This window comes from Chryseobacterium sp. WLY505, assembly GCF_030846215.1.
GTDB lineage: Bacteria > Bacteroidota > Bacteroidia > Flavobacteriales > Weeksellaceae > Chryseobacterium.
The window spans coordinates 11,687-25,282 of the sequence record NZ_JAVCWI010000008.1 but is presented as its reverse complement, the minus strand read 5'-3'; the positions used below and the strand labels follow the sequence as shown (position 1 = coordinate 25,282).

The window sequence follows — 13,596 nt, the reverse complement described above, 5'->3', positions numbered from 1 at the left end:
ATCTATAAAAAGAGGCTATCATTTCTGACAGCCTCTTGATTATAATTGTGTTTTAGTTTACTTTACTGAATAATCAGCTTTAAAGTAAATAGTTTTCTTCCGTGTACTTTTACAAAATAAACGCCTGCCGGAAGATTTTCATTCACCAAAGAGAAACGTTGGTTATTGATATTTTTCGATACATACAATAATTCTCCCGAAGCTGAGACCAATTCAATTTTTTCAATCGGGTAATCACTTTTAATAAAAGTAGGTTGTCCCGGTTTGGTTGGATTGGGATACAATACTACATTTTTCTCTGTACTTCTTGTTTCTTCAGTTCCTAAAGTAGGTGAAGCCACCTGGAATTGCACTCTGTTCGACACTTCTGTATAGGAATCATTGGTAAACATGACCATGTAGTAATTTCCTGGTGTTGCAGGTACAGCTGTTCCCTGAATGGTTTTTGTTCCCTGAGTAACTCCATCAAAATAAGTATAAGAAACAAAATTATCATCCGGAGTCTGAACACTCTGAGGATAAATTCCCAGCCAGTCTTTGATGATTCCCGGAGAATCTGTCCATGAAGCCGTAATATTTTCTCCTAAAGTGTATACAGGTTTGTTGATCCAAAGATCGGTAACGATATCACCTACTTTGAAGAATACCTTCTCCCCGATTCCGTTATATCCATCTTCCAACAGATACTGAGCATAATAATATCCTTTTGGAAGCCCTGTAAAATTCAATGTTCCGGATGCAGTTGTCACATAGCTCCATTTGATAGAAGATGTAGTTCCCGGAGTCTGTCCCATCTTATAAATTCCGATCCAGTCTTTCTGTAAGTTCGGTCCATCTGTAAAATTGATAGTAACCGTTCCTCCTACCGGATACGTATCAGCGGTAGTCTGCAACTGTACTTTAGGTCCTACATAGAAATTTTTCCTTGGAGTGATTTCGGTATATCCTCCGTTTGCAAAGAATCCTGCAAAATACTGACCTTTAGTAGCCAGACCATTGTTGAAAGTTACTGTTCCTGCAGTCTGTCCATTCGTATAAATATAGCCTTGTGAAGTGGTAGAAGCCGGAGTTTGTCCTTTTTTATAGATTCCTACCCAATCCTGCTGATTTCCGGGACCTCCAGTAAATGTAGCTGTGATAGCTTCATTCTGAGCATATTCTGTTTTGTTTAAAGTAAAGGTAGGATTTGAAACCACACTTCCTGTAATTTCGAACTGCTTCACATCACTCCACTCACTCCACTCAAGGTTTCTGTCTCTGTAACGTGTTTTTACATAATAGATTCCGTTGGGAATAGAATTCGCTGCCAATGTTGCTTTTGTGATGTCTACTCCATCATTCAGGTTTTTCGTTTTATCGGGAGTTCCGTTTCCGTCTTTTCCGAACCAGTTTTCAAAATCGCGGTAGAATTCCTTTTCAATCACAGAGAAGTTCGAGGCTTTACTGATCTGGAACTGTGTTGTATTTAAAAGCTCTCCATTAGAAGATGAAAATGCACTTCCATTCAATGTCAAAGGTAAAGTAATTGGCCCTGAGAAAGTATTTGTAATGGATGGCTTTGCCGGTTTGGGCTGATTTTTATATCTGTGGAAAGAGTCTACCAGCACATTATTTTTCTTGTTGTAAACTCCACCGATTGAATAACATTCGATATCTACTTTTCCGGTTGGAATATCTACTTCCACAATCTGGTAGGTCCAATCTGTCAAAGTTTTCTGAACATCGTCAAAATCCTGTTCATTAGACATTCCCCAATATTGATCCCAGGCTGTTCCTCCGGAAATAATCTGATAGTTCGGTGTATTTTTAAGCTGACCTCTGTGGTATAAATGGTGGTGGGCTCCAACGTGCATTAAATATTTATCAGAAGTTACCAGAAGCGGTACGGCATTTTCTCTTACCCAGGTAGAAATATCTCCTACATACTGCTCAGCCTGATACGGTCTGTGGCTTAAAGAAATAATCCAGTCTACCGTAGAATCATTGTTGGCAGCCGTTAAAATCTGCTGAAGCCATGTCTGTTGTGCTGATCCTGTATGTTCGGAACTTAAACTTACAAATAATACATTTCCTGCCTGCTGTGCATAATAATTTTCATTTCCTGAGCTTATCCCTTTATAACTGATTTCATCAATATAAAAATGAGCATAGTAGGAATTCATTCCCATCGTTCCGTAGGTTTCATGGTTTCCTACCGTTGTCTGAATAGGCAGATAAGGTGATAGTTTGATATTCTTTTTAAAGTGAACATTTTCATAGTGATCCAATGTACCTACGTCTACCTGGTCACCTACCATAAAAGTAAGCGCAATATTATCTGACGGATCTGAAGCAGCTCCGAATTTTTCCTTGAGTTTTTTATACGCATTCAATGTAAGCGTATCATATCTTGGCTCTGCTTTGATCTGATTATCCCCCATAATAAGGAAACGGATCTTTCCATTGGCAGTTACCGCCTGTCCCGGTAAAGGAAGTGTTCTGAAATTGTAAACGGCCGACTCACTGGTTCCTGTTTTGATCTTATAATAATATTTGGTATTCGGCTGAAGGTTAGTAATCTTTGCAGTGTGGTAATAGTAATTGTTGTTGTATCCCGTATCTGAGAAGATGTTGGTAGTTCCCGTTACGGTAACGTTCAGGTTCGCTGGAGAATCTCCATAGATTACTGTTGTTTCATTATTGGAAGCTGTTTTCCAATTGACGATCATAGAATTTGGGGTGGGGTTTTGTAAATAAGGATACAAAGCCTGCCCGAAAGCCATCTGGACCGCGAAACAAAAAAAGAAGAAATAATGTTTCATAGTAGCTTAAGTTTTAAAGTAACATATATTTTTAAGTTGTGAATCAGGAATTTAAAAACCGTTATCCGGATTTTTTACTTCGGGCAAAAGTAGAATTCCCATATAAACTCTGTCTGATGGGATTTTAAAGAAACCGTTAATTTTTCAGCAAAACCGGAATGAAAAAATTATAGTTTTTAGCACATTAAATATTTGGTATATTCAAAAACTATTTTGTACATTTGCAACCTGTTATTCAACCTCTGACGAAGAACGTGTAAGTTGCTTAGCTTTAACATTTTATTTTATTAATAATGGATTTATTAAAGTACGTACAAGACAAGTACATTGCGAAAAAAGAATTCCCTGAATTCAAAGCAGGTGATACAATTACTGTGTATTACGAAATTAAAGAAGGACAAAAGACCAGAACTCAGTTCTTCAAAGGAACAGTTATCCAATTAAGAGGTACTGGTTCTACAAAAACTTTCACAATCAGAAAAATGAGTGGTGATGTAGGTGTAGAAAGAGTATTCCCTATTAACATGCCTGCACTTCAAAAAATCGAAGTTGATAGAAGAGGTAGAGTTAGAAGAGCTAGAATTTACTACTTCAGAGACCTTAGAGGTAAAAAAGCAAGAATCAAAGACGCTGCTTACAAGAAGAAATAATTCAGACAACAATACATACAAAAAGAGGCTGTTTACGTGTAAACAGTCTCTTTTTTTTGTTTCAATATTTTTTACTTTCTATAAGGAGTACCTTCTCCTGTTTCCAGAAACTTTTTCAGACTGGCGATAAATTGCAGCCAGCCATTTGAGCAGATCTCATAACATTCAACAGCCCGGTTCAGACCGATATGAGTAAGTTTTATCCGGCTAATCCCTTTCTTTTCCTCTATTTCCCATACAATTGTTGTCCCGATCCATTCTGTTTGGTTTTTTAAATCTGGAAGAGCAATTAATGAGTCTTCAACAGACCATACAACTTTTGCATTGGCCGTTAATTCTTTCACACGCATTGTTTTGTAGATGCTGTCTCCAAATCTTATGGTAAAAAGATTTCCTACCTCCGAAGAAGATCCTTCAAACAATTCAGTCCACCAAAGAGGAATTTCATGAGTCAAAGCATGATATATTTTATCTGCAGTAGTGCTGATCTCTATTACACACATGTAATTCTCAACGTTATTGGTATTCATTGTTTTCATAAATATTGTATTAGGTAGTACAATTTTATGAAAATTACGATGAATCAGGCTTTTCATAGGGCAAGAAATATACGTTGAAATTCTTGAGCAGAAGTCGTTTTTAGAATTTTGTATGACACCAACCTTGTCAAGGTTGCGAACCTTGACAAGGTTAACAATCGTACTTTTTATCAGCTGTACAAAAGGACTATTCATTCTTCATAAGATATTGCAGAGGCGTTGAACCTGTCTGTTTTTTGAAAAACTCAATAAAAGCACTGTCTGATGAAAAGTCAAGGATATGCGACACCTCTCCTATTGAATTACCTTCCACCAAAAGCTCAATAGACCTTTGTAACCTCCATTGCTGTCTCCAATCCTGATAAGACAATCCGGTTTCTTTTTTAAAAATGCGACTGATTGTTTTCTCCACAGCTCCGGTCTTTTCGGCAAGGTCTTTCAGCATTGGAGGCATAGAATGACGTAGTGTCCATTCTTCAACAATTCTCTTAAAACGTCTGTCCTGCGGCATTTTAAGTTCCAGTTTTTCTTCCGGAGCCCTTTGCATTTCATCCCAGAATACGTTTAAAAGATTGGTTTGATCATTTTTTAGAGCTGACCATTCCCAAAAACAAATCCTTTCTATAATTTCCTTTAACAAGGCATTGACATGAAGAACTTTCATATCTGGTTTTATATACTTTTGGGAATAGTCTTCATCAAAATAGATGGATCTATAGGCTACAATATTCCTGAAATTTACACGATGAACTTCTTGGGCAGGAATCCAAAGCATTCTGAACGGAGGAAGAACCAACTGTCTGTCGGAAGTAGTCACTGTCATACAACCTGATGGTGCATACAACAGCTGAGATTTTGTTTTATGAAAGTGAAAACCGGAATCATGCAATACCATATCAGAAGCTATCCCAATTACTTTTTCGTGAAGAGTATCTGCATTGAAGCTTTCATTTTGCTTTAGTATAGCCATGTCCTATTTTTAATGTTTTTTGTTTTTATATCATTATAAATATACATTGATTTTTTGGAAACTTTGCATAAAAAATGAAAAAGACAAATCCTATCTGGCTGCTGACTTTGCTTGTGATGCTTCCACAGTTTGTAGAAACTATATATAGTCCCGTTTTGCCGACAGTCCAGGAGAAGTTTGGAGTGAATGAAGAATCAGTTACCTTAACGATCAGTTTATATTTTATAGCTTTTGCGCTGGGTGTAGCATTCTGGGGCATTCAATGCGACAGGATCGGAAGAAAAAAATCATTGGAATACGGTCTCATAACCTATGGAATCGGAACTTTGGCAGCTGTTTTTGCACCTGATTTTATCACTCTTCTTATAGCCAGGATTATTTCTGCATTTGGAATTTCAGTAGGTTCCATTGTAACCCAGACTATTTTAAGAGACAGCTATGACAAAGATAATCTGAGCAAAGTATTTTCCTGGATCGGCATTGGCTTATCTGTAAGTCCTGTAGTGGGAATGATTACCGGTTCGGTACTGGCTTCTTCTGTGGGGCATCAAGGTGTATTTATCACATTATGTATATTAGCCCTATTATTCTTCATTCTCTCCCGCGAAAAAATCTCTGAAACCCATCATGCTCCAAAAGAAATCAGCATCAGTATTTTGGGAAGTTTGCTCAAGCGGATGCTTCGTGATCACGAAATTATCAGATGTTGCTTACTGATCATGAGTTTTAATGTCTTGTTATTTTCATACTATTCGCTGGCTCCTTTTATCTTTAAAGAAAATCATTATGCTCCTTATATCTTTGGGTACAGCAGTATGATACTTGCCTCAGGTACATTTGCTGGGGCAAAGCTTAACAGATATTTGTTATTCAGGAATATACAACCAAAATATTTAGTTAAATCAAGTACATATATAGCATTTATCGCCTCTATTTTCGTATGGATTCTGACAGGAACTGGAATTTATTTTTTAATTCCCTATTTCTTCATTGTGATGGCTTTCAGCCTTGCTATTCCTAATATCCTGAGTACTGCCCTCATCAATTATAAGAGCGAAACAGGAAGTGCCGGAGCTTTATTAGGATTGATTTATTATATCATGATAGGTTCAGGACTAATAGTGATTGGTTTTATACAGAATCTTGGAATCTCGTCTGTGCTGTTTTCTGGTATTGGAGTTTGTACTCTGTTGTTCTTTAAGAGTAAGAAGAATTAATTTTGAAACATTAAGTGTAATGAAGATGATAAGAATCGTTAAGTTTCATCAAAGATGAAAATTAAACAGAATAATTAATTACTTATAAAACTTAATGTTTCAAATATTTGAGTTTACAATGAAATTATTGTATAAAATTATAAAGTGCTTCAATAAATTTAGGGTAGACTTCGATATGAGGAAGATGCCCTACATTTTCAATCTCTACAAGCTTTGAACCTGCAATTTCACGTTGGGTTTTCTTTCCCAATTCCTGATACTGTCCCATCTTCGGCTGAAGTTCTTTAGGTGCTCTGTCCTTTCCTATTGCCGTTCTGTCTCTTGTTCCAATGATAAGCAATGTAGGAACTTTGATATTTTTAAATTCATAACATACCGGCTGATTGTAAATCATATCCGTGGTAAGTGCAGCATCCCAGGCTACCTGAGGATAATCTTTATGAAGAGTCCATCCTGCGATTAAGTCAAGCCAGGGTTGATATTCTTCTTTCCATTTGTTGTCGTAATAGAATTTAAGCTGATAATTTTTATACGTTTCAGCTGTATTTTTAAGTTCAGACTGATAGGCCTGATCAATGGTCTGATACGCTGCAAAAGTTTTATAATCTTCCAATCCGATCGGGTTTTCAAGAATCAGTTTTTGTACTTTCTCAGGATATAATAATGTAAATCTGGTTGCCACCATTCCTCCCATTGAATGTCCTAAAACAATCGTTTTATCAATTTTCAGTTCATCCAGAACCGCCTTTGTATTTTCTGCCAGCTGCGAAAAAGAAAACTGATATCCATGAGGTTTTGATGACTTTCCAAATCCTATCTGATCAGGAATTACTACTCTGAATCCTTTAGCAGAAAGATCTTTAGCTGTTCTTTCCCAATAAGCCCCATTAAAGTTTTTTCCATGAAGAAGCATGATCACTTTTCCATTGGATTTTTGTGGCTGCACATCCATATAAGCCATTTTCAAATCTTCACCCTGAGACTTGAAATTGAGATAATGTACTTCATAGGGATATTGATAATCAGACAGCATTGCATCCAGAGGTTTTACCTGTGAAAACATAAAACCGGAGACCATCACTGAAAAAACAGTTATTATATTTCTGAAATGTTTCATGAAACGTTTATTTTAAAGATTAAAATTAAAAAAAACCGCTCCAAAAGGAACGGTTTCAACTGTTATTTTTAGTTAAATATTTTTTAGACAATTACGCCATCGACACTTCTTTTTCTTTTTTTGAAGGTAAATTCATCAAAACAATAGCAAAAAGAATCAGGACAATTCCCACCCACTGGATGAGAAATACTTTCTCTCCAAGTAAAACAAAGGCCATTGTTACGGAAACCGGAAGTTCCAATGATGAAACGATACTTCCAAGTCCCAAACCTGCATTTGGAAACCCAACATTGAATAAGATCGGCGGGATAATAGTTCCAAAAAGAGCCAGTACAAATCCATACGTGAGAAATATTGAATAATTAAATGAATGGATATGTTCTGTATTATCAGTAAAATTCAGGTATAATGATTTTAAACCATCAAAATACATAGGCCCGATCTGGGCAAAGAACAAGAATGCAAAAACAACAACTGAACCCCCTGCCAGCATAATAATACTCTTTCTGAAAACCGGAAGATGAGTAGCCAGCGTATTAGAGGTGAACATTGTTAAAGTATATGAAGCTGCGGCCATCAGTCCCCAGAAAACCCCATGCCAATCCAGTTCTATTTCCATATTAATAAGATTAGTTGCGAGAACTGTTCCCAACAATACGATAACTACAGAAACCACTTTCCTTATATTGGGCAGCTTTTTTGTAATAATACTCTCCACTACCACACTGAACCATACTGACTGCATCAATAATACAATAGCAATGGAAACATTGATATATTGCACGGCAATATAATAGAATAAACTTGTCCCACCCAAAGAAGTTCCTGCAAGCAAGAGCATTCTTACTTCTTTAGAACTTGGCATTGATAATTTCTGTTTTGAGGTTAAGGTCTGAATAAAGTTGAGGATCAAAAGTCCTGTCAAACCTAATACGAATTGGGAAGTAGTAACTTCTGAGGTGGTAAAACCATCATGGTAAGCCATTTTCACAAATGTGGCCAACATACCGTATATACTAGCTCCAATCCCTACAAATAAAACACCTTTTAGTATATTTTTCTTCTTCATAATTTTTTTAACAGCCTGCAAAGGTACGACATATTAATTTAATCATTCTGAAGTGTGATGGTAATAGATAAATAAAATCACCACAAGCAAGCTTGTGGCGATTTTGAGATTGATTATAAAAGTAAATTATTTTTTAACCATTACTTTCGAAGCAGCTTCGAAACCTAGTCCTTTAATTTTAACCATATAAGTCCCGTTAACAAGGTTGCTTGTAGAAATTGCTTTCTTGGCATCCGGTGAGATTTTATCTTCTGAAGAAACCAGTTTACCAGACATATCATACAATTCTACACTTACTTTTCCAAGAGTATTGCTTGGGAACTTAATATAGAACTCGTCTTTAGCAGGATTTGGATAGATAGAAATATTATTGTTCTTATCCGCCTTTACATCATTGGTAGCCAATAAACATGCTTCCGGAACATTAAAATCCTGAACCTGGTCATTAATATTATTTTTAACTCCTGCTGAAGCATTTACCCCTAAACCTCTTCTTGCAAACACGCCCCAGATCATACATTTATCCTGACCCTGAGTAGTTGCCAGCTCAGCTGCTAAAATTGCATTTCTTCCATCAATGAAGCTAGGGTTACAGCCCTGAAGCTTAAGAGCGTCTGTTACTAACTGTAATACTTTTGTGCTTCCGTTAGGTGTCGTTGATAATACATCTGAAGCATAACCATATTTTTCAACATATTTCCAATGAAGGTCCCATAACATGGTTGCCCAGACAAAACCAATTGAGTGTACATCCGGCACAACTGCTGTTCCGTTATTGTATTCCATTCCGTTGGTATTTCCGTACGTAAATCCGTTAATCGCCAGGTTTGTAGAATATTTTGCAGGTCTGATACCAGCTCCTGTGATAGCCTGACCTAATGCATAGGTTCCTGTACCTCTTGCTACTGTAGCATCGTCTCCAGCTTTATTAGTCAACATTAAGGCAAAGAAATCAGACCAACCTTCTCCCATCTGTTCCTTGCTCACTCCTGAATTCAAACAGTTGTATCCGGTACCGGTCATTCTGTTGGATATTCCATGGCCATATTCGTGGGTTACAATTCCGTTATCAAAACTTCCGTCAGGCGTCAGATTTCCTTTTAAAGTAACATTTACTGTTGTACTTGCTGCCAACTGAGTTTTGATATATTCTCCTTCTGCATTGGTAATCAATACTGAAGGAATGGTAATTGTAGGGTCATTCCCCGCCATATTTCCTATAGTAGAACCATTTACTGCATTGTTATAGATAATAGCCGCTTTAGCTCCTGCATCCTGAAGGTTTTTCACTTTTACTGCAAAAGCACATGTTCCTCTCTCAACCAAACCGATTTTTTCTGTCAGTGAACCTACAGGCAATGCCGTACATCCGTCTAAAACTGATGAAAGCGCCACATCTCCTGTTAATCCACTCATCGGTAGTGGATTACCAAACTGTGCAGTTCCTGCTCCCGGTGTACGGGAAACAGCAGCACTTGGTGCATTATAGAAGAACACTCTTCCAACAGGAGACCATAGATACATCTGCATTTTACCATTGTATCCATCCGGTGGTGAAGAGAAGTTTGCATTGTTTAATCCGCTTCCATCCTGCGCCTCAGCATATACAGAGTCATCATCTCCACCTACAGGTCCGCTTCCAAAATTGTTTTGCTGGAAGTTTCTTCCTGTTTCTGTAAATCCGAATTTGTAGAAAACGTCATGAATCTTGTTGTTCAGATAAAATAAATTCGTAATAGCAGCATTTCTGTTATTGGCAGGAGTTTCATTAATATTAAATGGGAAGTCAAAATTTCTTGTTGCCCCACCTTCTGCCGGTGCTCCTGTAAGGTAATCAGGTGCTGTTAAAGCCGTTCCTGCTACATCTTCGTAAGCAAAAACATTATTTCCTCTGGTAACAGTATAATGATTGGTTCCGTCAGAATGCCATCCTTCTGGGGAAGCAGTGAGATTCCAAGGGTTGGTAATGATTGATCTTGAGCCAAAAGTAGGTGCTTCTATAGGCAGAGGAAACACATTATATGACGCATTATCTGGCAAAAGTAATGGAATATTGTTATTCTGAGCGATATTGTTTTGAGGCCCAACTAATGTATTTTCAAAATGATTGGCATGGCTATACTCAGCATCTGAGCTATAGGCATCGTGATGAAAATTACAAGATAGTGTAAGATTATTTTTCAACAGAATATTTCCATTGTTGGCATCTACTACAATATTCCAGTAATTGGGAGATTTTGGTTCCATTAAGGTATATTCATACGCCAAACGCAGGTTTCCGCTCTCATCATTTGCATATACCAATCTTTGATTGGCTGAGGTAGCTTTCTTCTGAGTTTTTTCAAGGTACTCAAGAATAGTGAAGTTGGCAATATCAGGGTTTTTCAGATCTTCAGCAATCTTCTGAAGCGCTGTGGTTTTACTGATAGCAGCCATACCTGAAGTAGATGCTGTATAATCTTTAACAAAATTATCCGTATAATAAATAATTTTATTATCCCTGATTAATGCTGTTCCAACAGAACTGTATACCGGTAAACCTTTATAAGTCTGTAAAAATTTAACAACATTACCATTCAATGATTTTGAAGGATCTACATTATCAACAATGATATTATTCAGATCCGACTTCTTATATTCCCTTATTTTATTTTGAGAAATATAATCTTTAATCAATGTTTCATTATCCTGGCCGAACAATATTGCCGGAAACGCAGAAAATACCGCAAACAAAATAGGTAGAGCTTTATTTTTCATATCCATTATTAAAGCCGCTAATCTACAAATAATTCACATAACTTTAATGATTTTTATAGTAAAAATTAAAACATAAATTGATAATCACAAAAAATAAACCCTAAGAATAATTTTATATATTTCTCAATTAAGAGAACCCTACATTATATTTATGCGTACCACATTATATTTACAACATTATTTATTTTTTTCACACATCCCTTTTCTCTAAAAAGATCATTTTAAAGGATGAATTTCTTATCAGCAGGGATTAGCCTTTATTTTTCATTTTATCCCCTATTTTTTTTCTGAATGGTCTATAAAACGTTATTTTATTATTCGACAGACAAAAAAAAGCCGCTCAAACGAGCGGCTCTTTATGTATGAATGGTTCAAAGATTATTTACCTTCTTCCATTTTTCTTTTCAACTCTGCTAATGCATCGATGTCTCCAAGAGTAGATCTTTCTTCGTTGTTAGAAGAAGAAGTTACGTTTCTAGAAGAAGCTTCTTTTACGTTTTTCTTCTCTTCGTCTCTGAAGATACCTGTGTGAGATACTACTACTCTCTTGAATTCTTTGTTGAATTCGATTACTTTGAACTGAGCATCTTCACCTTTTTTGATTTTAGATCCATCTTCTTTCTCTAATAATCTTGAAGGGCAGAATGCTTCTACTTCAGCATCTTCGAATTGAACAGAAGCTCCTTTATCGTGAACTTCTACAGCTTTACCAGCGTGGATTGTTCCTTCAGCATATTTAGTTTCGAATTTATCCCATGGGTTTTCAGTCAATTGCTTGTGACCTAGAGATAATCTTCTAGCCTGAATATCTAATTCAAGAACTACAACGTCTAATTTATCACCTACTGCGCAGAACTCAGATGGGTGCTTGATTTTCTTAGTCCAAGAAAGATCAGAGATGTAGATTAATCCGTCGATACCTTCTTCTAACTCTACGAATACACCAAAGTTAGTGAAGTTTCTTACAGTTCCTACATGCTGAGATCCTACAGGATACTTAGCTTCGATGTTTTCCCATGGATCTTTAGACAATTGCTTGATACCAAGAGAAATTTTTCTTTCTTCTCTGTCTAAAGTTAATACTTCAGCTTCTACTTCATCACCTACTTTTACGAAATCTCCAGCAGATCTTAAGTGAGTAGACCAAGACATTTCAGAAACGTGGATTAATCCTTCAACACCTGGAGCGATTTCTACGAATGCACCATAGTCAGCAAGAACTACTACTTTTCCTTTTACTTTGTCACCTACTTTCAAGTCAGCAGAAAGAGCATCCCAAGGATGAGCTTCTAATTGCTTCATACCTAATTGGATTCTTGTTTTCTCATCATCGAAATCAAGGATTACAACTTTTACAGTCTGTCCGTCCTCTAGGATTTCAGATGGGTGGTTCACTCTAGACCAAGAAAGGTCTGTAATGTGGATCAATCCATCAACACCTCCTAAGTCAATGAATACACCGTAAGAAGTGATGTTCTTAACAGTTCCTTCAAGAACCTGACCTTTTTCAAGCTGAGCGATGATTTCTTTTTTCTGACCTTCGATATCTGCTTCGATCAATGCTTTGTGAGATACCACTACGTTTTTGAACTCAGGGTTGATTTTCACAACTTTGAACTCCATAGTTTTTCCTACGAACTGATCGTAATCTTTAATTGGCTTAACGTCAATTTGAGAACCAGGTAAGAATGCTTCGATTCCGTGAACGTCAACGATCATACCACCTTTAGTTCTAGATTTAACAAAACCGTTAACGATTTCTCCAGTTTCGTGAAGTTCGTTTACTTTATCCCAAGCTTTAAGCGTTCTAGCTTTTCTGTGAGATAATTGTAATTGACCAGTTTTGTCTTCTCTCTTGTCAACCATTACTTCTACCTCATCACCTACTTTTAGGCCTTGGTTGTAACGGAATTCGTTTAGAGAGATAACACCTTCAGATTTGAAGTTGATGTCTACGATAGCTTCTTTATCAGTTAATCTTACAACTTTACCAACTAAAACGTCGTTATCGTCAAGGTTGTTTAAAGATCCGTTGTAGATTTCTTCTAAATCGCTTTTTTCTTTTCTCGCATCTGCATCAAGACCTGATTCGAATGAATCCCAATCAAATTGTTCTGGTGCTACGTTTTGGTTTAATAAAACCTCTGCTGAATTTGTCTCTTTTGACATTTTCTAATAAAATTTGTATTCCTTCTTTTTTAACGGTTTGAATAAATGCGGATTAAAAAATACGGAAGTAATTAATTGTAAGTAATTTACTCTTCAAACCTTTTCGCCACAAAAGTGGGTGCAAAGATATGAATTTTATTTAAATTAAGCAATAGATTCCCACACACTAATATTTAACTTATATATTTAAAAATCAATACTTTGATCAAAAGAATGCTTCGACTGAGCTCAGCATGACAGCAGATATTGCTTCGTTCTAAATGTAAACAGTTAGTATTAGAGATGTCATGCTGACCAGAGTCGAAAC

9 protein-coding genes are annotated in these 13,596 nt (G+C 36.5%); 2 read left to right on the top strand and 7 right to left on the bottom strand.

The features are described 5' to 3' along the window. Positions 1 to 62: 62 nt before the first annotated feature. Positions 63 to 2,801 carry a fibronectin type III domain-containing protein gene (locus RAH34_RS16005; RefSeq protein WP_306596773.1) on the bottom strand — a complete coding sequence of 913 codons (2,739 nt, stop codon included), beginning with the start codon at positions 2,799 to 2,801 and terminating at the stop codon, positions 63 to 65. A gap of 293 nt (positions 2,802 to 3,094) precedes the next feature. Here RAH34_RS16005 and rplS point away from each other — a divergent pair, with 293 nt between their 5' ends. Further along, positions 3,095 to 3,451 (top strand): 50S ribosomal protein L19, encoded by a 357-nt coding sequence (rplS, locus tag RAH34_RS16000; protein WP_002980648.1) that lies wholly within the window; start codon positions 3,095 to 3,097, stop codon positions 3,449 to 3,451. A 71-nt stretch (positions 3,452 to 3,522) separates the two neighbouring features. Here rplS and RAH34_RS15995 read toward each other — a convergent pair whose 3' ends face one another. Further along, positions 3,523 to 3,990, bottom strand: a complete 468-nt coding sequence (locus RAH34_RS15995; RefSeq protein WP_306596772.1) for an SRPBCC domain-containing protein — start codon at positions 3,988 to 3,990, stop codon at positions 3,523 to 3,525. 187 nt (positions 3,991 to 4,177) lie between these two features. Then, positions 4,178 to 4,960 carry a helix-turn-helix transcriptional regulator gene (locus tag RAH34_RS15990; protein WP_306596771.1) on the bottom strand — a complete coding sequence of 261 codons (783 nt, stop codon included), beginning with the start codon at positions 4,958 to 4,960 and terminating at the stop codon, positions 4,178 to 4,180. Between the two features lie 74 nt (positions 4,961 to 5,034). On the opposite strand from RAH34_RS15990, the gene RAH34_RS15985 reads away from it, so the two are divergent. Continuing rightward, entirely contained in the window at positions 5,035 to 6,177 is a 1,143-nt protein-coding gene (locus RAH34_RS15985; protein WP_306596770.1) for a multidrug effflux MFS transporter, read from the top strand. A 124-nt stretch (positions 6,178 to 6,301) separates the two neighbouring features. Here the strand turns inward: RAH34_RS15985 and RAH34_RS15980 are convergent, their stop codons facing one another. The 4 genes from RAH34_RS15980 to rpsA all read right to left on the bottom strand — a co-directional run bounded on the left by RAH34_RS15980 (position 6,302) and on the right by rpsA (position 13,289). Continuing rightward, positions 6,302 to 7,294 (bottom strand): alpha/beta fold hydrolase, encoded by a 993-nt coding sequence (locus RAH34_RS15980; protein WP_306596769.1) that lies wholly within the window; start codon positions 7,292 to 7,294, stop codon positions 6,302 to 6,304. A gap of 91 nt (positions 7,295 to 7,385) precedes the next feature. Beyond that, the gene (locus RAH34_RS15975) at positions 7,386 to 8,363 is read right to left on the bottom strand and encodes a DMT family transporter (protein WP_306596768.1); all 978 of its coding nucleotides are present in this window, start codon (positions 8,361 to 8,363) and stop codon (positions 7,386 to 7,388) included. Between the two features lie 126 nt (positions 8,364 to 8,489). Beyond that, the gene (locus tag RAH34_RS15970) at positions 8,490 to 11,120 is read right to left on the bottom strand and encodes a T9SS-dependent M36 family metallopeptidase (protein WP_228411957.1); all 2,631 of its coding nucleotides are present in this window, start codon (positions 11,118 to 11,120) and stop codon (positions 8,490 to 8,492) included. Positions 11,121 to 11,498: 378 nt separating this feature from the next. Further along, on the bottom strand, positions 11,499 to 13,289 hold the full coding sequence (gene rpsA, locus RAH34_RS15965) for a 30S ribosomal protein S1 (RefSeq protein WP_034695342.1): 1,791 nt from the start codon (positions 13,287 to 13,289) through the stop codon (positions 11,499 to 11,501). Positions 13,290 to 13,596: the final 307 nt, after the last annotated feature.

Excerpts from the sequence above, each read along its gene's own strand:
- RAH34_RS16005 (WP_306596773.1), bottom strand. The coding sequence starts at position 2,801 with ATGAAACATTATTTCTTCTTTTTTTGTTTCGCGGTCCAGATGGCTTTC.
- rplS (WP_002980648.1), top strand. The coding sequence starts at position 3,095 with ATGGATTTATTAAAGTACGTACAAGACAAGTACATTGCGAAAAAAGAA.
- RAH34_RS15995 (WP_306596772.1), bottom strand. The coding sequence starts at position 3,990 with ATGAAAACAATGAATACCAATAACGTTGAGAATTACATGTGTGTAATA.
- RAH34_RS15990 (WP_306596771.1), bottom strand. The coding sequence starts at position 4,960 with ATGGCTATACTAAAGCAAAATGAAAGCTTCAATGCAGATACTCTTCAC.
- RAH34_RS15985 (WP_306596770.1), top strand. The coding sequence starts at position 5,035 with ATGAAAAAGACAAATCCTATCTGGCTGCTGACTTTGCTTGTGATGCTT.
- RAH34_RS15980 (WP_306596769.1), bottom strand. The coding sequence starts at position 7,294 with ATGAAACATTTCAGAAATATAATAACTGTTTTTTCAGTGATGGTCTCC.
- RAH34_RS15975 (WP_306596768.1), bottom strand. The coding sequence starts at position 8,363 with ATGAAGAAGAAAAATATACTAAAAGGTGTTTTATTTGTAGGGATTGGA.
- RAH34_RS15970 (WP_228411957.1), bottom strand. The coding sequence starts at position 11,120 with ATGAAAAATAAAGCTCTACCTATTTTGTTTGCGGTATTTTCTGCGTTT.
- rpsA (WP_034695342.1), bottom strand. The coding sequence starts at position 13,289 with ATGTCAAAAGAGACAAATTCAGCAGAGGTTTTATTAAACCAAAACGTA.